We start from the raw sequence: 21,601 nt of genomic DNA, 5'->3' as shown, positions 1-21,601 counted from the left end.
AATCGGATAAAATAAGTTAGGGAGACGGCAATGTCTCCCTTTTTTTGTATATTGTTCCTTCTAAACCATTTCAATCATGAAAAGACGTCATTTTTTACTTGCACCTATGGGCCTGGTAACGGTACCTGCACTAGCGCACTCCACTTCACCAGCAACAGAGCTGTCTTCTGGCACGATCATCCATGTTGTTAACTTCTGGCTAAAAAAAGACCTTACCGAAAAGGAAAAGAAAAGTTTTGTTGGCTTTTTTGAAGAACTCCGCAAGATCGAAACGGTCAAAACGCTCAATTACGGAACGCCAGCAGCAACCAATCCTAGACCCGTAGTCGACAACAGCTTTGACTATACCCTGATTGTAACTTTCAAAGACCTCAAAGACATCGGCGTCTACGAAACGCATCCCATACACTTAAAGGCAATCGAAAAATATCAGCATCTCTGGACAAAGGTCATGGTCAAGGATACAGCACTGATCAAATAAGCCCCCGGGCCTTGATCTCCAGATACTTGTTGATTGAATTGATCGTTAGGTTTTCAGGCGTAGTATAAATGATCTGGAAGCCATTACGAATCAATTCTTGTACGATCAGCTGCTTTTCGTAAATAAATTTTTCCGCGATGATTTGGTTATAGATCTCGATGGTCTTTTTGGGCGAGCTCTTAGCCAAATCTTCCACTTCCACATTTTTAAATACAACGACGACAATGAGGTGACTACGGTTCAACATATTCAGGTAGCTCATCTGCCGATTTAACGAATCGAGAGTTTCAAAGTTTGTATATAGAAAAATAAGCGAACGCTTGTTGATATGTGCGTTAGCGTAGCTATATAGCTTACCAAACTCCGGTTCATTGAACCTGGTCTCCACCTGATACAAAGCCTCCGAAATCTTGAGCATCTGATTATTCCGCTTTTCGGCCGGAATAAATGCATGGATATCTTTTGCAAACGTCAATAATCCCGCTCTGTCCTGTTTGAGAATCGTAGCGTTGGAAAGCACCAACGCGGCGTTGATCGCATAGTCCAATAGTGAAAGTCCCTCAAAGGGCATACGCATTGCCCGTCCCAGATCGATAAAGGAATAGATGGGCTGGGATTTTTCTTCCTCATACTGATTTACCATCAGTTTCGTAACCTTTGCCGAAGCCTTCCAGTTCATATGCCGGTAATCATCGCCCCGAACATATTCCCTCACATGATCAAACTCCATCGCTGAACCGATGCGACGGATCCGTTTGATTCCCAACTCATTCAGCCTATTGCTTGTCGCCAGAAGCTGGTATTTCCGCAGTTGAATATAGGAGGGATAACAGGGAGTTTCCTGCGGCTGACAGACAACAAATCTGCGTTTGATAAAGCCCAATCGTCTAACCAAAGCCAGGCAGCGTCCAAAGCGGTATACACCGCGCTGCGTGGGACGCAGCAAGTAGGTAATTTCCTCGCTTTGATTGCTCGCTAACCGAACAAAAAACTCCTTATCCCGTATTTGCAGCTGTACAGGAAATTCCTCCAGAATCTCGATCGCTGTGCCAAAGGGATACAAAGATTGAACGATTAATTTCATGGAATTTTCATCCCCATTGGATAATTTTTCCGGATATACCCTTGTTACTTCAATTCGCCTCCGACCTGAAAAGAGCAAAATAAAATCAAAGATCAGCACTGCCATCCACAGCCAAAACACCCCCCAGGCAGCTAAGAATAGACCTTTAATAAAAAAGGAGATGGTGAAAAGCGCTGCAACTCCTATCAAAGAATAGAAAAACTGACTGGTCAGAAAAAGCTGCTGTAATTTTCTCATTATCTTGGTATGTCAACGGTATTTAGGATCTGATCAATGACATATGCGGTGGTGAATCCCTCCATTTCGCGTTCTGGGGTCAACATAACCCGATGCCCCAGTACTGCGGGAGCCACCCGTCTGATATCCTCGGGGGTTACAAAATCCCGACCGTTTAACGCGGCAGAGGCCTTGGCAGATTCCAGCAATGCAATGGACGCCCGTGGGGATGCCCCCAATGTTAAGCTAGGATTTGTACGCGTTTTGATAATGACCTGCGCAATATACGTAAGCAACTCCTCGTGCACAAAAATAGATTTGATCAGTCGTTGAAAGCTGGCTATTTCTGCTGCCGAGATCACCGTACCAACCTGATCTTCTTTATTCACCGCCTGTTGCGCATGATGTTCGCGCAATATCTGCAGCTCTTGCTCCAGCTCGGGGTAATTGACATTGATCTTAAACAGAAACCTATCCAGCTGTGCTTCCGGGAGCCGGTAGGTGCCTTCATGCTCAATGGGATTCTGTGTGGCGAACACGACAAATGGCACCGGTAGACCATACGTATTACCATCGACAGAAACTTGCCGCTCGGCCATACTCTCAAAGAGTGCCGCCTGCGTTTTGGCCGGAGCTCGGTTGATCTCGTCAATTAAAACAATATTTGCAAAAATAGGTCCTTTACGAAATTCGAACTCATTCGTTTTGAGATCGAGTATGGACGAGCCTGTCACATCGGAAGGCATCAGGTCGGGAGTGAACTGGATCCGTTTGAAATCACTGCTGATCGTTCTGGCAATTAATTTTGCAGACAAAGTCTTTGCCACACCCGGCAATCCTTCGATCAGGGCATGCCCCGAAGCCAGGATCGAAATCAGCAACATATCGAGCAGTTCGTCCTGTCCCACAATCACCTTTTTTACCTCCGCTTTTACCTGTGCCATCTTATCGTACAAAACCGATACATCTGTCCGGTTTTCAAAAGATTTATATTTATCGAAGTCACTCATATCATTTTTGCTTTAAGTTTGAATTCTTCTATCGTATCATTCAGTTGCTTGAGGTCGGCAACTTCATGTTGTGGCCACTGCCGTAGCTGTATAATCAGCTTAATGAGAAAACCGGTCTCCGCCTGCGATACACCTGATCGTTCGGCTAACTCCTCAACAAAGCCCTCTTCCTGAAGCTGGAGTGTATCGACATGAAAGCGGTTTCGAAGATCATGCAGGAAATAATCTATCTTCTTGGCCACCATGTTGCCCGGAGTTCCATTTTCGTAGTAGAGCGTAGCAATGGTCTCACAGAACTCCTTGGAGAGATTGGGCTCCGGATTCACAATCTCAACTGCACGCTGCTCACGCTTGCTCCTGAACACGAGCAACAGCAGCAGCCCGCCCAACAAAACATACCATGCCTGCCGAAGACCGTCACTCGTCAGGATAACGCGCATCGGCGTCCGATATTGACGGATGTTGGCTCTGAAATTGTACCAGGCAACTGGTTTATCGTTCAAATAAGACAAACACTTCGCGACATACACGTACTGCGAAGCCGAATTTAACAGGTAATAGTTGCCAAATAGATCGGGCGTCAGATGCAAATAAAGCAGCCCCCGGCCAAAAGGCACCTCGACAAAATTCGGCAAAAGAAAATCCCGATAAGTAATACCGCCAAGAATAGTGGCCTGCTTAGGAAGTTTACTGAACACCACGCTCAGCTCGGACTTATCATAGCTTATCTTACTCGTATCGTTGGTTAATGTTACCCTTAATTGGTCTTTTATATCCAGTCCTTTTTTGAATCCGTAGAAATTGTACGTTTCTATCTGCAAAGAATCCAATAGGTAGAAATCAATATCATTTGCTATGATCATGGCTTTACCTCCTTTAGATACATAGTCCAGTAGCTTATGGTGAGCAGCTTCGCCGGGGGAAAAATAAGAGGTATAAAACAGCAGATTTTTGTCCGGCCTCTTGACACTGTCCAGATACTCGTATAAGGGACGTTCAATATTCATATTATTCTGATCGATAATATGTTTCAATTCCTGTCTAAGGACAAAAGCGCCAAAGGGGTTTTTATCCTTCATATCAAAGGTACGCTCCCAGATAATAGGTTTCTTGCTCGTCATATCGATGATACCGATCAACAGTAGGACAACACCTAACAATATCAAGCCGAACTTTACAGATCCCTTCATTTAATTTGATTTTGATATTGATAAAACAGCTCCCTATATTGGTTAAACTCGGTCTCACTTAATCCGAACTGCCCGAACCACACCCGGTCAAACACCTGCGTGCAATCCAAGAATCCCGTTCGCAGCCCGTCATTGGTGATCTCATTGGCAAATTCTGCATTCGTTTTGCTATGCTTCCATATAATATGTCCTGTCTGTGCCAGCTTCTGGATATTCTGCAGCTGGAGATACCGGACTCCAAGCGCATAATTCTTCTGCTCAATACTCTCCTTGATATAATGGTCCAGATTGCTGTTCATCAGATTGCGCTCCACATAGCTTACTGTATCCAATTCTTCATCTTCCGGTTTATGTGTGATAAAATACGAGTTCTTATTATATAATACCTTGTATAAGATGTAGGCGAGAACGATCAGCGCCAGAAAGGCAAAGAGGTAGCCAAACTCTTTTTCGAATCTCAGGGGGTTGTCGGGCATTAAATCGCTCAGCCACTTCGAAATCCTACTCACAACACGTTGAAGTACTCCCACCCGGGATTTGATATTTTCCGAATACACAAAAGCATCATCTTCATAACGCTTGATAATATCCGGATACGGGTCCATCTTAAAGGCGCGCCTCTGGGAGTATCTAGGGATAGAATCGAAGAGACCGGGCTCCCAGATATCTATTTTATTCGGTTGGCTGCCAACCGCCGGGATTTTCGTTGTCCCGACGGTATCCACCGCAATACTGTCTGGAACAGCCACCAACGTATCGGTAACAATGGCAGAGGAATCCACTGCTTCACCATCGCTCCCCACATCACGCTGCTTGGGATGACAGGCTGTTAGTGCATATACAAATCCAAACAAAAAAATCACGAGTACTCTACTCATCACGCCCTCCGATCTGATCAATCATCGCATAAATGCGTTCGCCAAATTTGAGATCTTTGGCTGTTTCATAGATGATCCCATTGGCCAGCACTCCGGCCATATATAGAAAAAGAGTGAATAAGGTGACGAAGAGACCACCCAGCGTCATCAGCAACTTTCCCCAGGACGAGTCAAAGAAAGCAGCCTCCACACCCAGGAAATTATAGGACAACAGCGAAATGATGATCATTGGAACAATAGAAATCATCATAACGGCCATCTGGAAAATAAAATTGACAATATAGGTGGCAACACCATATTGAACGAGTTTTTTGCTGAGCATCACATACGCATCCGTAAAGCAGCTTCCCAGGTCGGAGTATCCTTCCCGATAAAATAGGAAAGAGCAGAATAGCCAAATGCCAACCATGGACATCAGAATGCCTATCGCAAAACTCCCGATAAATGGGATAAATATAGCGATTGCAGCGACAAAGACAACCGGTATGAAGATAACGACCAGCGCGAGGATCATTGCAAACAGAAACCTAAAATACCGGCCGATGTTTAATCTGAAATTGCGCAGCACCTCCTGCCCCGAAAATTGGGTGTCCTTGCGCTCTTTCAGGAGAATGAAGTACTCTATCGAAATGCCGTAAACATACAGCCCCAGCGCTAGCAAAGCCAGGATGAGCACTCCCGCCCAGGTAAGGCCATCGATATCCTCAAATGAGTTGCTATTTGCAGAAAAAGTGATTTTGGTAGATAAGAAATAATACACGAGGGCAATCCCCCCGAGCGGCAGTGCAGATAAACCAAAAATGGTGGTCACAAAGTGCTTATAGATCGATTTAAAAAGGTCGATAAAGCTCTGGACAAAATCTCCTATTTTACGTTCTTTCTGAAATTCAAAATCTACTTCCATTGCAATCGCCTGGCTAACCGATACGGATTAATTATATAAAAATACACGATGCCCAGCAAGGATAATACAATTATGATTACGCATAGCCAAACGGACACTTCATAATAACGTGTTACAAAACCTTCTAATGTGCCTGCCACAACGAAAAACGGAACGGTACTGAGCAAAACCTTCATTGCCGTCTTCGCCGTCCGGACAAAAGAGGCCAACCGCGTATAGGATCCCGGAAACAATAAGCTATTCCCGATAGCAAAGCCACATCCGCCCGCCACGACAATGACCGATATTTCGATAGTTCCGTGAATCCAGATTGCTGACATCGCTTTGCCCATGACGCCATACTGAAAGAATAACTGATGGAAAGCCCCCAGCATAATGCCATTACTGAAAAGAATATAGCCTGTTCCGACACTCAAAAATAAGCCGAAGGCAAAAGCCATAAAAGCCACACGTACATTATTGATGGTGATCCAGATCGCTGAACCAAAATTGCTGCCCTTTCCGTACACCGCTGCGGGGTCTCCGGCTCTGATGCTCTCAATCGTTGAATCTACATACTGATCGCCCAAAATTAACCGGACAAAATCGACATCATACATAGCCGACAGAAAACCGATGACCGACGCGAGTATAAAGATCAACAATGAATACATCAAAGGCCTGCGGATAGACCATATCGCCTGCGGAATCTCCTCCATAACAAAAGATCTAAACTTATTGTTGGAAGCTTTCTGGTCTTTGTAGATTTTTTGATGCGCAGTAACAGCAAGCTCGTTCAGGTACTTCCGAACCTTACTCTCGGGGTAAAATGTCTGCGCATAGGCCAGATCATTTGTTAGCTCAATATAATTTGAAGCCAGTACATCCGGATCAACGTCCTTGCTAATTGACAAATTATTTTCAATTAACGTCCATTTTTCTTTATTTCGTTCTACAAACGATGCTTCTCTCATTAATTTTTTTTAACTGGCCAAATCAAATATAGGAAATATCAGTGATTGAAAAGCACAAACCGGCATGAAAATACACCGGAAATTTCAGTCTTTTTCATGAGCATAAGGCCTCTTGCCGGCGGATAGGGCCTTATATGCGAATGGTAACAACCGATATACAGATACGCATTTAGATATGAATAAGCTTGAGATAAACACAGCACAAAATGTAAAAATCGAATACAACCTTGCCAGCTTAGGTTCAAGAATGATCGCATTTGCCATCGATTATTTTGTCATTGTCTGTTACATTTTCTTTTGTATATTCCTTCTGGACAGCATACATATCTCCAAAAGCGACCCTTATCTACGCTACGGCGTTATCATGGGCATGACGCTACCTGCATTTTTCTATACCTTGATCACAGAGACTGCATTTGGAGGACAGACCATCGGTAAAAAAATCATGAAGATAAAGGTGGTTAAACTCGATGGATCCCGCGCAAATTTTTATCAGTACCTATCGCGGTGGGCATTATCGATTGTTGATATATGGATGACCATGGGCGGCATTGCCATCACCTCCATTGTCCTATCTAAAAATGGACAGCGCATTGGCGATATTGCAGGCGAGACCGCTGTGATCAGCCTCAAGCCAAGTCTTAAGCTCAGTGATACAATCTATGAAGAAACCACCGACAATCATCCTATTCTATTCCCTCAGGTCATTAAATTAAGCGATAAAGATGCCAATTTGATCAAAGATGTTTACCAGACGGCATTCGACAGAAGGGATGTCGGCATACTCACAGCATTGGTACAGCGCCTGGAAAAGGTCATGGATATGAAGCACCCCGAGAAGATGACTCCCAACGATTTTGTGTTGCAGGTCATGAAGGACCATTACCGTATGTTTAAGGACAAATAATCCGCCGCCCACGCTGCGCAGGACGCTTGTTGCGTGTTAAAGCCGAGATAGATTATTCCTGTAACTTGGACTCTGCCTTGTCAATCCGTATTCAGCAAGGGGATACACTCCAAAAACTAAAAAAAGGAACCATAGTGTTCCTTTTTTTTAGTTTCGATCAGAAGCAAGCTTATGCCAGCACAGTTGCCGCGGAGGTTTGCACCTGACGGTCCACTTTCTTAACTAAACCCTGTAAGACATTTCCCGGTCCAACTTCCACAAATGCAGTAGCCCCGTCGGCCAGCATATGCTGCACAGTTTGTGTCCAGCGGACTGCGCCTGTCAGCTGTGCGATCAGGTTCTGCTTGATCGTTGCCGGATCGGTCTGCGGCTTTGCGTCTATATTTTGATAAATAGGGCATCTGGGGGAGAGAATATCCACAGCTTCGATTGCAGCCTGTAGTTCAACTTTCGCCGACTCCATCAATGGCGAGTGGAAAGCACCGCCAACATTTAATTTCAACGCACGTTTTGCTCCCGCTTCGGTCAGCAGTGCACAGGCCTGATCAACACCTTCAATGGATCCCGAGATAACCAGCTGCCCCGGACAATTGTAATTTGCCGCGACAACCACTTCCTCCACTTGCGCACAGATATCCTCCACAATAGCATCCTCGAGGCCCAAAATCGCAGCCATAGTCGAAGGCTGCAGCTCACAGGCCTTCTGCATCGCGTTGGCACGTTGAGCGACCAGCTTTAAACCATCTTCAAAACTTAAAGCACCAGCTGCCACCAAAGCAGAAAACTCACCCAAAGAGTGTCCCGCTACCATATCCGGCTGAAAAGAATCACCCAATGCTTTTGCCAAAATCACCGAATGCAAGAAAATTGCCGGTTGTGTTACTTTGGTCTGTTTCAACTCCTCGTCAGTACCCGAAAACATAATATCGGTAATACGGAAACCTAAAATATCATTCGCTTTTTCGAACAAAGCTTTTGTCTCTTCGTTTAAATTATACAGGTCTTGGCCCATTCCAACAAACTGGGCGCCCTGACCGGGAAATACATATGCAGTTTTCATCTATCTATTTTTTTCTTTAATGGCTGATGAGCCCGTAAGCCCGATTCATATTTAAGCATTACAGTAACCGCAAACTTAGATAAATTGCTGCTGATATGCAATATAATTGCTCGTCATATATAAAAACAATCTTCTGAACATCGTGATTTCGCCTCCGGCAATCCCGGTAGCCTCTACCGGTCGCACGGGCTCACCCACCCAAAACATACCTTCGCGTATCGTGCGTCTATCCAGGGCATTCAATTTTCTGGGACAAAACTCAGCGAGAGTAGCTTCCGTGGGTCAAATACATCTTGGGCAATCTCAAGGAGCTGAGCACTGCCGAGCATCTCTATTTTTTCAATCACTTCATCCAGTAGGATCACACGGTCGTAATCCATTACATTCTTGGCCGCCGAGATAATGGTACTCATGCGGTTCTCCTCTGTTAAAGCGATCTGTCCGATAAACTTCCGTTTGGCCTTGGCAAGTTTGACCTCAGATAGCGGGTGTTCGCACATATGGCGGAGTTCCTTAAATACCAGCTTTTTAGCTTTTTCCACTTTTTCCTCATCTGTACCCAGATAGATGCTAAACAATCCGGTGTCCGAAAAGATCGTGTAATTGGATTCTATCGTATAAGCGATGCCATATTTCTCACGGATGGAAAGATTGAGGATCGATCCCATACCCATACCACCGAGCATATTGTTCAGCAGCAGCAAGCCGGTCTTACGGTCGTCGCGATAACCGTAAGCCAACGAACCGAGCATATAGTGGACTTGATTAATGGGTTTTGGCACTGTCAGATGCTGTTCGCCAACCGGCTTCACATCATCTCTCGTCCGTAAGGTTTTATTTTCGGATATATTGCCAAAAGTTCTGAGCAGCAAGCGCTCCACTTCTTTCACACTGTAGTTGCCTGTAATACCGATCACCATTTCATGGGTATCGTAATTTGATTGCATGAAGGTCAGAATATCGTCCTTCTGAAGAGACAGCAACTGATCTTCCAGCCCCAATATATTATGCCCCAGCCCCGATCCCTGAAAAATAAGGTCTTCAAAATCATCCACGATAGATTCTTCGGGACTATCCAGATAAGACGCCATTTCATCGACAATCACCGATTTTTCCTTATCCATTTCTACTTCCGGAAACGTGGAATGGAAAAAGATATCTTCAAAAAGATCCAGCACCCGATCCAGATAGGGTTTCAGAATGGAGGCATGGACACAGGTATACTCTTTGGTCGTATACGCGTTCAGGTCACCCCCCACAGATTCCAGACGATTAATAATTTGTTGTGTCGAGCGTTTCTCCGTCCTTTTAAATAACAGGTGTTCAATGAAATGCGCGACACCAAACTTTCCGGCCAGCTCATCCCGGGAGCCCGCATTGATGACCATACATACGTGTGTTATGGGTAAGTTCTGATATTGGAATACCGCGCGCATTCCATTTGAAAGTCTGATAATCTCGTATTCCATGCAATCTGTAAATTGTCTAAAGATAATATATTGTGTTGAGCGGTACCCCACATCGCAGCCAGGATCGTCTGTCCCGGGTCTCCCAATCCTACCCCCCTGAGCACATATCATGCAAAACTAAGGTTTTTAAAATGCAAAACGGTCATAGCGAAATCACTATGACCGTTTTTTAATGATTATTTAGCCTCTTTACATCCGTGGCCGCCTCATACCACCGGGGAACCGATCTTCACCCTGAGGATTGCCCATGGCAAATTTTTGGAATTTATAGGTGAACAACAACATAAAGTAGCGCCCAAGACGGTTGGTGCGGCTATCTGTGATCATAGACTCACTGACTGTCCGCGAAACGTTGGTTTGCTGATTCAGCAGGTCAAATGCCTGGAGACGTATCGTACCACGACGTTCTTTTAAGAACTTCTGCTCAATGTAAGAGTTGATAACAAATGGGTTGGCATTGATCCCTGCACCATATCCATTATTGAATTGCTTCGAAAGATCTGCTCCAAAAATTGTTGTTGGGGTGATATTTACTGAACCGATCAAGGTCGGTGTCCAGGAAGAAACATTGGTGGTACGATTTGTCAGGGAGTTTTCCGTGTGATTATACTGATAACGTACACCGGGATTTATCTCCAGATTTTCCGAAGGATTATATCTAAACATCAAACCCTGATTAAACACAATGTTTCGGGCGACGTTCTTTTGTCCCATATTGTCATCCTTCTCTGTTGAAACGTAACCAATATTTTTATTGTAGGAGATTCCGCCCATTAGCATAATGTTATAGGTTTTTTCTTTTAGTGATTTGCCGTAATGGTAAAAGGAGCTGACATTAAAAGGTTTATCGCCGGTTTCATTGAGATACCGTGTTTCGGAAACCAACGTTCTATTCGTTTTTCCAGTCTGATAATCCATCAAATCATCCAAATAACTTTTACTCAGGCTCACAATCTTGTTATTGGTCAGACCTGCATTGACAAAAGCAAAAAAGTTGTTCCCCTTCTGAAAATCGTTTTTACGGAACCGAACATTCAGCTGATGACTAAATTCGGGGTTTAGATTGGCATTACCGATCACTATGCTTGTACGGTTTGTACTCATGTCAAACGGCAAAATCTGGGTCACTGAAGGCTCGTTGGGTGTACCGGAATAATTGACCGATAAATTCGATTGGCGCGAAAATTTGTACTCAAATCGCGCAATCGGCATCCAGTTCATGTTGTTCCGGTGTATCGGCACCACCAATCCCGAACTGATCGCATCCCCCCGCAATTGCGAAGGCTGTGCCGCCGCTCCGATAGAATAAGTAATTTTATCCCCATTATACAGGTAATTAGCGCCTACTTTATGGGTAGCAAAAGAATAATCATAATTATAGTCAAAATTCAATTTAGGGTCCTCAGCGATCAAATTCCCGTTTGCGTCATACCCCGTCTGCTTATTCGAGTTATCATACTTATTCTTATTAAAGTCATAAGTAAACTCCAGTCGCCCCTTCTCAGAGAGCGGCTCCGTATAGTTCAGCGAAGCGCCAGCATTCCAGCTTTTATTCTTTGCTTCTAAGATCGTCTTTTCATAAATCTTAGTTAGAGACACACCTGCGTTATTTGGATCAGCCAACAAACGGTCCAATATGGCGTCTTGGTCTTTCTTTGTCTCCGCATTATTGTAATTCATGTTGACAAATACATTTCGACCTTTGTCATTGAGCTTACGGTTGTACAGACCACTGATGCCAAAGCGGGGTGCCGTCGAATTGGCCAATATGTCCTGTGTCTGCGTGTTATTTAAAGCTCCACTACGGTAGGTGGTTGATTCGGAAAATGTTGTTGCGTCGCTTTTATCAAACCCAAACTGGGGAGAGATCTTAATATAGTCTTTATCTGACGGTTTCCATTCCACATTAGCCTCAAAACGATGGCTCCCACCGACAGTATTGTTCCTGTTAGAAATACTGTCGGTCTGCATGATACTAGGCAATGTGTTCTCCTGGATCCTTTCCGACAATGTCGTATTATCCGTATGACTATAACTATAACTACCATAAGCCGTCAATTTATCGTTAAAATCCTTTCGGAAATTAAGGCCTATCGAGCCAATTTTTGTAAGGCCGTCCGAACCACCAAACATACCGCCACCACGACGGCCGCCGCCGCCCTGCCCTCTCCGGGCACCACCACCTGTTGTATTGAAATCAAACAGGGGCGCGTTGGTGTTGTTTAGATTCCCGAGCACGGAAAGCTGCTCGCCCTCACGCATACCCATCCACATACCTGTAGCCTGATAACGGTCTTCCGTACCATAACCTGCCCGGAGTGTGGTCATATGTCCCTGATTATATTTAGGATCAATTTGAATATTCAACACCTTTTCAGACTCGCCATTTTTATTACCCGTAATATTGGCCATCTCACCATAATCGTCGATAATCTGCATTTTTTGGATGATGTTGGCCGGCAGATTCTGTGTCGCCGTTTTTAGATCACCTAGGAAAAAGTCCTTCCCATTGATACGCACCCGTTTGACAGATTCACCTTGAGCCGTGACGTTTCCATCTTTGTCTACCTCTACACCCTGCAGCTTTTTAAGTGCATCCTCAGCGACCGATCCTTCCCGCAATTTCAGGTCTTTCATCGTATACTCCAGCGTATCACTCTTAACGACCACCGTCGGAACACCGTCCACAACGACTTCTTCGAGCATCTGTGAATTCTGCTGCAGGGTCAAACTCGGAATAACGTATTTCTGCTGCCCTTGCGGGAAGTGAAACTCTTGTTCAAAGCGCTCAAAACCTAAGTTGGAAACTGTAATTTTAAATGTATCCGCTTTAATTTTGTCAAATGTAAAAATCCCGGCCATACTCGATCCAGTAGACATCGAATCCAACCGCGAAGTTAACGTGACGGTCGCTCCCGCCACCATCCTGTTTTTGTCATCTTTTAGCATTCCCTGTACGCTTCTGGTCTGGCCGTAAACTGTCCATGCCGTTAGCATACTCAATAAAAAAAGCACATAGCCTCTCATAACATCTATTTTATATCTCTATAATTGACCAATCCTTGATCTAAAGCGGCCCATAGGCTACTCAAAATCTTTACAAAAGAAGATATTATTAGTGTTAATTAATGTAAAAGGCCATTATTCACACAGAAGTTACAATGGATAACTCTAAAATTATTCGTACTTTCGTTCGGTTACCGAAGAATAAGATGCTACTATCATACTATCAGGAACAATGGATTGAAGCTGGATGTGATGAGGCTGGTAGAGGTTGTCTCGCTGGTCCGGTGTTTGCCGCGGCGGTAATTTTTCCACCCGGTTATCATCACAAACGCTTAAACGATTCCAAAAAATTAAGCGAAAAACAACGGATGGAATTGCGTCCCATTATTGAGCAGGAAGCTCTTGCTTATGCCGTTGCCAGCGTGTCTGCCGAAGAGATTGACCGGATCAATATTCACAATGCAAGTTATCTCGCCATGCATAAGGCCCTGGATATGCTGCACATCAAAGCCGAATATATCATTGTAGATGGCAATAGGTTCATTCCATACCAGAAAGTGCCTTATACCTGTGTAGTAAAGGGAGATGGAAAATATCTTTCAATCGCAGCAGCCTCTATTTTGGCCAAAACCTACCGCGACGAATATATGGATACCATAGCGGCTGATTTTCCGGACTACGACTGGATGAACAACAAGGGCTATCCTACGGTGAAACATCGGTCTGCTGTGCTGGCCTATGGAACGACACCCCACCATAGAAAAAGCTTTAGAATAACTGATCCACAGCTCAAATTATTCTAAAGCTTGATGTATTTTTGAAACGAAACAGCTGCCTATGCGGCTGTTTCGTTTTTATACCCTTTTAACGAGAAATATATGGCAGCAGCCATCCCCAGACCAAGTATGATCGAAGAAATCAACGTCAGTAAATTTCCTACTTTATGCGATTGAGGATCAAATATAAATTCAATCTTATGGGATCCCGCTGGCAATTGCAGCGCTCTTAATAGATAATCAGCACGGATTATTGGTGTCTCCTTTCCATCAACATATGCTTTCCAGCCTTTGTCATAGAAGATCTCCGAGAACACCGCAAAGACATCATTGGATGCCGTGTATTCATACTGCATTTTGTCCGGATGATAAGAGGTCAGCTTAATCTCTCCTGTCGTAGATGCGCTGGATGTTTTTGCTTTGATTTCATTTTGATACTGCTGATTTACGAAAGCCTCTTTATGCGGATCAAAGGAACTGATTGCCTGCATCTCCTCCGCATTGCCCTTCACAAAGGTTATCTTATCGACAAACCAGGCGTTACCCGCTGCCGTGCTTCTTCTGATAATACGCTGTGATTGACTCTGCGGATCCGTCGTGATCAAATAGCGGACATTGAACATATCCAGCACATCCTCGTTAAGCGCACCATTAAACTGATTCTCGAGAACTTCCTGAAAACGCATCAATTTTGCTGCATGATAGCCGCCCAATGATTTATGGAAGTACGAAGGACGCGCATCCGAAAAGGGATCTGTTGTGAGATCCAGTACCCGGTAGCTCAGGTCTTTATCCATTAAGATCAGCTGATCTACCTCGCGCTGCTGAAAGGCCTGCTGTGCTACCGCTCCCTTTTCGCTAAACGAACGATCATTTAAAAAGCGCTTATCAACACCCCAGAGATCAAATAAGAACAAGACGAGCAAGCTTCCAAACAACACGCCTTCACTCAGCTTTTTCTTCAGATAAAACCAGATCAATCCAAAGGTTAGCAAAATGAGGACAAACGAACGGTAAGCATCTTTACTGGCAATATCCTTTCGGTCCAGAACCAGCTGGTTAGCCAGTTCGCTCGCCGTTGCTTTGTCGCCGATCTGCTGGGAAAACGTCTCAATTAAACTATTATGTTCGGCATTTCTAAAATTCAAGAAAAGATCCGGCATCAGCCCCACCAAAAGACAAAATCCACCGACACCAACAAAAGTATACAGCACTTTCTTGTCCAGGTTAGGAATTTCCTTTGCGCGCGTCAGCAGTTCATTTACCGTCAATATCGCCATAAGCGGGACGGTGATGGACACAAGCACCAAAATCGATTCGACAGCCCTAAACTTATTATACATGGGAAAGTAGTCGAAAAACAGGTCTGAAACCAGCGTAAAATTCTTACCGAACGATAAAAGCAAGGCCAGTATGGTTGTCGTCAATATCCACCATTTCAAACGGTTTTTGACGATCACCAGCCCCAGTACAAAAAGAAAGAAAACACCGGCACCGAAATACCAGGGCCCTGAGGTAAAACGCTTATCTCCCCAGTACGTCGGCATCCCTTCGGCAATTTGTCCTGCTTGTACAGCAGATGCGCCTTTGTCCATGAAAAACTTGGCAACATGCGATTTTTCATCCAGCTGCCCGCCGGTAGATCCACCGTAGGCATTGGGAATCAAAAAAGTTACAGACTCTCCGATCCCCTGGCTCCAATCATAGGCGTATTCTTTGTCCAACCCTTTTTTTGCCGAACTTTTATCATCCACTTTTGTGATGTTTGCATGACCGCGCGTGCTCAATTTACTATACTCCCAAGTTGGCAGCAAAATGGAAGCATTGACCATCACTGCGATAACCACCGCAACAACCTGCCTGCCGGAATTGATAAAAAAGGCCTTTAATTGTTTTTGTTTGATGGCATCAACCAAGATGAATATGACATATAACATCAAGGCCATCAACAGATAGTAAGTTGTCTGCAAGTGATTCACACGAATCTCCAGCGAAAGAAGCAGGGCCAGGAGTACGGGCCCCCACAGCTTGCTGCCCCGATAACACATGATCACGGATGCAATCACCGGCGGAATAAACGCAATGGCGTTTGCCCGGGTAATATGTCCTGCTTCAATATAAATAAAATTGTAAGAAGTAAAGGCTATGGCGACGGCGCCCACAGCGGCAAGCCAGGGTTTAATACGCAGTACACTAAACAGAAAATAAGCGCCCAATAAATAAAACAATACCGTATCCATGGGACTTGGGAAAACAAATTTAACCGCATTCAGCACATAGGTACCAATGTTATTTTCATTCGCCTGCCAGATCTGGTACGTAGGCATACCGCCAAACATGGAGTTTGTCCACAAAGGTGCGGTTCCATCCTTGGCCCTGTAATCAAATAACTCTTTCTGTGCTGCCTGCGCCTGTACCACATCCGATTGGGCCAATGTCTTTCCTTGCCAAACGGGCGTGAAATAAAAAAATACAAGCGCAATGAATATCGCAATAACGATTAAATGCGCCGAATTTGCTTTAAACCAATTTTTCATTTATCCTCTTAGGTTGTTTAAAAGTCTTAAAAGCCAAACTTAGATAAATTTGTTTTTATATACAATTATTATTGCGACCAAATACAAGGGCAATACACAGGCACTAAAAGCCCTGTTCAGCTTTTAGTGTCCGATAAAATCAGCATGCATGGGTAGTCTATTTCATTTTGACAGCAGTTCCGGTTGCCCCCACCATCATCATGCCTCCGGTGCCTACAGTTTGAAAGTCCAGCCGTACGCCCACGACCGCATCGGCACCCAATGCCCTGGCCCGATCTTCCAGCTCGCGTAAGGCCGCTTCGCGCGTATCCTGAAATGCCCGCTCGTAAGAATTAGACCTGCCACCAAAAAAATCACGGAAACCAGCCATCATATCTTTGATGGCATTTGCGCCCAATACAACCTCCGAAGAAACAATGCCCAAATAACGGTCAATCTGATGTCCTTCAATATTGCTTGTTGTAGTCAATAACATAGTTACTCTCCTTTTTGAATTAGTTTATTTATATTGGATAATTCTCCAAACACAACCAAAATATCGCCCTCTTCCATCACCGTCTCGGAAGTGGCAATACCGGAAGCCTCTTTCTGTTCTCTGGTCACACCATCTTTTCTTGTTTCCGTAATTTTGACGGTCGTCAATACGATGATTTTATACAAGTTGGTCAGGTTTGCCTCTCGTAACGTCATGCCCACATATCGGGCTGGCACTTTTGTCTCCACAATAGAATAGCGGTCCGACACCTTGAAAGAATCCACAATATCGATATTGTCAAGCCGCATGGCCAGTCGCTCGGCAGCCTCTTCTTCCGGCATGATATATTCGTTGATCTCCATAGCTTCCAGGACCGTTTTCTGCAGATCAGATACAATACGGCCGATGATCCGCTTTACTTTCAATTGCTTTAAGAGCGCTACGGTCATCAGCGACGCACCCTCATCTTCTCCGATCGCCACGATGACGGCATGGGCATCTTTCAGCGGCAAGGAAGACACCGCCTCCCGGTCTGTCGTATCCAGGCATACCGTGTGCGTGATCCTGTCCTTCAGTTGCTCGACGATGGTTAAATTCCGGTCTGCACCAATCACCTCATGACCAAGCTCAGTAAGATGAACGCCCAATGAACGTCCGAAATGCCCCAACCCTAAAACAATATACTTCATACCCCAAACTAAGATAAATTTCCTGTATTTACAAGTTCCTACAGCCTGTTTCTAAAGCCTGATGCGCCAATGGACTGCTTCCGTAGCAAGAACCTGGTCATGCCCGGATCAAAACAGTATTTTTTCCTCCGGAAATATGATATTTCTTCTCGTTGTGTTTTTGATAAAAGCAACCAATAACGTCAACATACCTACACGGCCCACCAGCATCGTCACCACAATAATCAGTTTTCCGCCCATACTTAAAGAGGGCGTGACACCGAGACTCAATCCGCAGGTCGTATATGCCGATAGCGATTCGAACAGTAAGTCTTTCATGCTTTTGTCCGGATCCGTAAATATAAGAAGAAAGAAGCTGATGCCTACGACAAATAGCGACAATAAAATAATAGCAAAGGCTTTGTTGACAGACTCACCGGCGATTCGGCGTTTGAAAATCTCAATATACTCCTTCCCCTTTGCCAGAGAAATAATATTCATAAACGTGAGCGCCACCGTGGTCACCTTCACTCCGCCACCTGTGGAACCGGGCGAAGCACCGACCCACATGAGCACCATAATCAGAAATATGGTCGGGGCGCCCACAAAACTCAGGTCAATACTATTATAGCCGGCAGAACGGGCAGCATTAGCCATAAAGAAAGAAGTCGCCCATTCTCCACCAGCACCTTTTTCAAGCGAAAGTGTATTTTGCCTTTCCAAAAAATAGAAAAACAGCGTTGCCGCCACGATAATAATCGCATTGCACAGCAACACCAGTTTTGAATTAAAACTGAAATTCCATGCTTTATGCTTATAATTTCGCTTGGTGATCAGGCGGTGATACCAAAGTAAGATAGACTCTTTTATATAGGTATAGAAATTCAGAACGATTCCAAATCCCAGCCCCCCTAAAATAAACAGAGCGGAGAGTGCCAGCTGAAAGGGATAATTGAATTTATAGGCCTCATTTGTAATTCCCCCGGACAAAATCGAGAAACCGGCGTTACAGAAAGAAGAAATGGAGTGGAAGATAGAAAAGAAAACCATGCTGCCCACGTTCGGAAAATTGGCGCTATCCAATGTGCTAAAGATCAGTATTGCACCCAGAAATTCAAATAATAGAGTAATGAAGATCATGGTCAATAAGGTCTTGATAACCGAAGCCACCTTATTCTCCCCCAATATCTCGCCAAACATCAACTGGTTTTTAAACGAAAACCCGCCCGAAAAGAAATAACCAAAAAAGCCCGTGAATGTCATGATTCCCAGTCCCCCAACCTGTATCAGGACAATGATGACTGTCTGCCCGAACATGCTGAAGTTGGTGGAGATATCCGCTACCGAAAGACCGGTAATACAGACCGCACTCGTGGCCATAAACAGGGCATCGACAAAACTTAAGGGTGCCTCCAGCGTCGTACGGGGCAACATGAGTAATACCGTACCGATCAGGATAAGTACAAGAAAACTGATAACAAATAATATCGTCGGATTAAAGTAGAAATTATCAAAGAAAAGCGTGCTTTTGGAGAGTTCAGCAATAAAAATAATATAGATCCCCAAATAAATCCACTGTTCTCTGGAAAAAACAGATAAAGACTCCAGCCCGGCGAAACGCGCAATTAAGATAAAAATAAAATAGCTAAGAATCAGCAACCCCGAATAATGTTCGACCGCAATCTTTTTCAGCGCATAGATCGAAGAGGATTCCCGTAAGGCGATCATCAAAAAAAGCACATAGAACAGATAATGGATCGTCTTCCTCAACAGTTCGCCCAAAACCGGATCGGTTACATAGCCTACATTGAAAATAACGATTGCAGCACACATCATGCTTACATAAAACATAATTTTGTCTACAAGTCCGTTCTTATATTTGAAAACGAATCGGATAAAACTTAATATCGCATCTATCATGATAAGTCAAACTAAGATAAATTTGCTTTGATATACAAATCTATCTGCAGCTTCGGTGCGCAATTCCTCTTCCAGAACTGTACAACGGCTAATTTCACGTGAAACGAATTCTGAAGCCTTAATCGCCCCTGTTGGCGACAGCACCTTAATTGCCGGGAGACTCTTTTTCCAGTTCCTTTTCTGCTTTTTCGCGGTCCCGCTTTCTTTTTTCCTCCATTTTCGCGGCCTCTTTGGCCTCTTCTTCTTTCTCTTCTTTCAACAGCTCTTCGGCCGTTTTATGTTTCTTAAAAATTCCTGATATGAGCTTTTTCGCCTTCTCGACGCCATTGACCACCTTCTCCACCCGGTCTGCCGTATTCATTAATTTTGCTTCCCGCTCAGGGCCAAGACCGACACACTGCTTGATTCCCATGAGCAGACTCTGCCACATCGCCTTAAAAAAAGGATGCGTAGGATCGCGATGTTTATTAATATGGCCGACTGTATATTTACCATATAGATCCGGATTACCGGGATTAAACAGTACCTGATTCACCATAAAAGAAAGGAAACCTTTCTTCTCCCGCCGACCATCATCTCCGGTTTCTGACAGAATATTGACTTTGAGATCATTATAATCCATTTTGAACGTCCCTTTACTCCGATAGTCATTCGCCCATATATCGAATACAATCTGTCTTAGGTTTCCTGACTTGACCTCAACATTCAACAGCGGCCGGATCATTTTGTTCACCAGCCTCAGGTCCATCTGTCCCAGGCTCCCCTTGTAGGTATATGCGCCCACCTTGGAGGTCATATCAAAAACAAAATTAGTCAGCAGCTTGCCCGAATTCATAAAGTTGGTACTTAGATTGGCCCGCATCAGTTTCTGTTTCTGCAACTTCGTCGAGTCGTTGGTGACATTGAGTATCGTGCCGTAAGTATGATCGAAGGTAATCGTTCCAATCTGACTGTATTGATCACTCATTTCCGAATAACTGATGCCGATATTATCCAGGACCAAGGTGTCAATCCCGAGCCTTGTCGACATCTTCATCAACTTCATATGGGGTGCATTTCCAATCTGCCGTGTTGCCGGACTTTTATAATGCTTGTCACTGTAAACAGACAGCTGACCGTTTTTTAAGACTGCTTTTTGCGCATATACTTTCTTATCCCTCGACAACTGACCGAAATTAAAATCCATCAGCTGCAAAGTATCCATTTTGAACACGATATAGCTGCCGCCCTTGCCTTTCTTCTTATAGTAAGCAGCTTTGTTCAGCGTGGGCTGGTAAGCAACTTTGGTCAAGAGGACATTGCGTTCCTTGCTGTTGATCTTCAGTTGGTCAAAATCTATCTTATAGAAGCCGTCCGGGGTCTTATAGGTGAATCCCGGCACCTCAATATCAACCATCTTTGTATGGTAAAAACGCTGCTTGTCCTGTGCAGAGGTAGAGTCAATCAGCACATCGTCAATCCTCACCTTCACTTTCTTAATTTCAAAGTCCTGATGTACACCTTTCTGAACCTGCGTATACTTAAAATCAACATCATTTAGCTGGATGGCCTCGACCTGAATCTTCTTTAAATTTTCCTTTATTTTTTCATAAAGAGGCTTCTCGGGACCGCGGCTTATCGTATCGTTGTAGCTGTGGAATTCGTTAATGACATGTACCGTAGGGGTGTCAACAGTAATATCATGCAAAAAAAGCTCCTTATCCATCAATACTTTTCGGATACCGAAACTCTTGATCTTCAATTTGTTTATCGCTATTTCAAACCGGTTGTCCGGAGCCTTTTTCAGCCCCTCCAACTTTCGGTACACGCCGGTATCGGGAATCAGACGAAAATTCTCAATGGTGAGATTGCCGAGAGCCAGATTAACGTGAATATCATCATAGTGGATGGTGTATAGACTATCCGTGGCCTGCACCACCAGCTGCCTTATTTTGGTATCCAAAAGAGGCTTCCACTTATTGCTAAAATACCATATGGCACCCGTCAACGAAACGAGTATAAACACAACAATACCAATGATCCACTTGAAAATAGGCTTCATAAAGTCACAATCTCTTTGTAATTTAG

17 protein-coding genes are annotated in these 21,601 nt (G+C 44.3%); 3 read left to right on the top strand and 14 right to left on the bottom strand.

Annotated features, from left to right (window positions below):
- Window positions 1-76 precede the first annotated feature (76 nt).
- The gene (locus FGL37_RS08135; protein ID WP_028070965.1) at window positions 77-481 is read left to right on the top strand and encodes a Dabb family protein; all 405 of its coding nucleotides are present in this window, start codon (window positions 77-79) and stop codon (window positions 479-481) included.
- On the opposite strand, the gene FGL37_RS08130 is transcribed toward FGL37_RS08135, so the two are convergent.
- From FGL37_RS08130 to FGL37_RS08105, 6 genes are read right to left on the bottom strand one after another with little or no spacing between them, the layout of a single operon-like run.
- A complete protein-coding gene (locus FGL37_RS08130; RefSeq protein WP_028070964.1) occupies window positions 474-1,802 on the bottom strand; it encodes a DUF58 domain-containing protein in 1,329 nt (442 codons plus the stop codon). The genes FGL37_RS08135 and FGL37_RS08130 overlap by 8 nt on opposite strands.
- Window positions 1,802-2,791, bottom strand: coding sequence for an AAA family ATPase (locus tag FGL37_RS08125; protein ID WP_028070963.1), 990 nt, complete (start codon window positions 2,789-2,791; stop codon window positions 1,802-1,804). The genes FGL37_RS08130 and FGL37_RS08125 overlap by 1 nt, the downstream gene beginning before the upstream one ends.
- Complete coding sequence (locus FGL37_RS08120) at window positions 2,788-3,981, bottom strand: DUF4350 domain-containing protein (RefSeq protein ID WP_028070962.1); 1,194 nt, start codon at window positions 3,979-3,981, stop codon at window positions 2,788-2,790. Before FGL37_RS08120 ends, FGL37_RS08125 begins: the two co-directional genes overlap by 4 nt.
- A complete protein-coding gene (locus FGL37_RS08115; protein WP_028070961.1) occupies window positions 3,978-4,859 on the bottom strand; it encodes a DUF4129 domain-containing protein in 882 nt (293 codons plus the stop codon). Before FGL37_RS08115 ends, FGL37_RS08120 begins: the two co-directional genes overlap by 4 nt.
- Window positions 4,852-5,763, bottom strand: a complete 912-nt coding sequence (locus tag FGL37_RS08110) for a hypothetical protein (RefSeq protein ID WP_028070960.1) — start codon at window positions 5,761-5,763, stop codon at window positions 4,852-4,854. Before FGL37_RS08110 ends, FGL37_RS08115 begins: the two co-directional genes overlap by 8 nt.
- Entirely contained in the window at window positions 5,754-6,716 is a 963-nt protein-coding gene (locus FGL37_RS08105) for a stage II sporulation protein M (protein WP_028070959.1), read from the bottom strand. Before FGL37_RS08105 ends, FGL37_RS08110 begins: the two co-directional genes overlap by 10 nt.
- A gap of 175 nt (window positions 6,717-6,891) precedes the next feature.
- Between FGL37_RS08105 and FGL37_RS08100 the strand changes: the two genes are divergently transcribed.
- Window positions 6,892-7,623, top strand: a complete 732-nt coding sequence (locus FGL37_RS08100; protein WP_028070958.1) for an RDD family protein — start codon at window positions 6,892-6,894, stop codon at window positions 7,621-7,623.
- A gap of 169 nt (window positions 7,624-7,792) precedes the next feature.
- Here FGL37_RS08100 and fabD read toward each other — a convergent pair whose 3' ends face one another.
- From fabD to FGL37_RS08085, 3 genes are all read right to left on the bottom strand, one after another.
- A complete protein-coding gene (gene fabD, locus FGL37_RS08095; RefSeq protein ID WP_028070957.1) occupies window positions 7,793-8,683 on the bottom strand; it encodes an ACP S-malonyltransferase in 891 nt (296 codons plus the stop codon).
- A 239-nt stretch (window positions 8,684-8,922) separates the two neighbouring features.
- On the bottom strand, window positions 8,923-10,152 hold the full coding sequence (locus FGL37_RS08090; RefSeq protein ID WP_028070956.1) for a M16 family metallopeptidase: 1,230 nt from the start codon (window positions 10,150-10,152) through the stop codon (window positions 8,923-8,925).
- 189 nt (window positions 10,153-10,341) lie between these two features.
- Window positions 10,342-13,179 (bottom strand): TonB-dependent receptor, encoded by a 2,838-nt coding sequence (locus tag FGL37_RS08085; protein ID WP_232048657.1) that lies wholly within the window; start codon window positions 13,177-13,179, stop codon window positions 10,342-10,344.
- A 185-nt stretch (window positions 13,180-13,364) separates the two neighbouring features.
- Here FGL37_RS08085 and rnhB point away from each other — a divergent pair, with 185 nt between their 5' ends.
- On the top strand, window positions 13,365-13,961 hold the full coding sequence (gene rnhB, locus FGL37_RS08080) for a ribonuclease HII (RefSeq protein ID WP_028070954.1): 597 nt from the start codon (window positions 13,365-13,367) through the stop codon (window positions 13,959-13,961).
- 32 nt (window positions 13,962-13,993) lie between these two features.
- Here rnhB and FGL37_RS08075 read toward each other — a convergent pair whose 3' ends face one another.
- The 5 genes from FGL37_RS08075 to FGL37_RS08055 all read right to left on the bottom strand — a co-directional run bounded on the left by FGL37_RS08075 (window position 13,994) and on the right by FGL37_RS08055 (window position 21,575).
- The gene (locus FGL37_RS08075; RefSeq protein WP_028070953.1) at window positions 13,994-16,471 is read right to left on the bottom strand and encodes a YfhO family protein; all 2,478 of its coding nucleotides are present in this window, start codon (window positions 16,469-16,471) and stop codon (window positions 13,994-13,996) included.
- 157 nt (window positions 16,472-16,628) lie between these two features.
- Window positions 16,629-16,946 carry a YbjQ family protein gene (locus FGL37_RS08070; RefSeq protein WP_028070952.1) on the bottom strand — a complete coding sequence of 106 codons (318 nt, stop codon included), beginning with the start codon at window positions 16,944-16,946 and terminating at the stop codon, window positions 16,629-16,631.
- Window positions 16,947-16,948: 2 nt separating this feature from the next.
- Window positions 16,949-17,635 carry a potassium channel family protein gene (locus tag FGL37_RS08065; RefSeq protein ID WP_028070951.1) on the bottom strand — a complete coding sequence of 229 codons (687 nt, stop codon included), beginning with the start codon at window positions 17,633-17,635 and terminating at the stop codon, window positions 16,949-16,951.
- A gap of 108 nt (window positions 17,636-17,743) precedes the next feature.
- Window positions 17,744-19,465, bottom strand: coding sequence for a TrkH family potassium uptake protein (locus tag FGL37_RS08060; protein WP_232048656.1), 1,722 nt, complete (start codon window positions 19,463-19,465; stop codon window positions 17,744-17,746).
- Between the two features lie 214 nt (window positions 19,466-19,679).
- Complete coding sequence (locus FGL37_RS08055; protein ID WP_051607135.1) at window positions 19,680-21,575, bottom strand: hypothetical protein; 1,896 nt, start codon at window positions 21,573-21,575, stop codon at window positions 19,680-19,682.
- Window positions 21,576-21,601 lie beyond the last annotated feature (26 nt).

The organism is Sphingobacterium thalpophilum (assembly GCF_901482695.1).
Taxonomy (GTDB): Bacteria; Bacteroidota; Bacteroidia; order Sphingobacteriales; family Sphingobacteriaceae; genus Sphingobacterium; species Sphingobacterium thalpophilum.
This window is presented reverse-complemented; position numbering and strand designations above follow the sequence as displayed.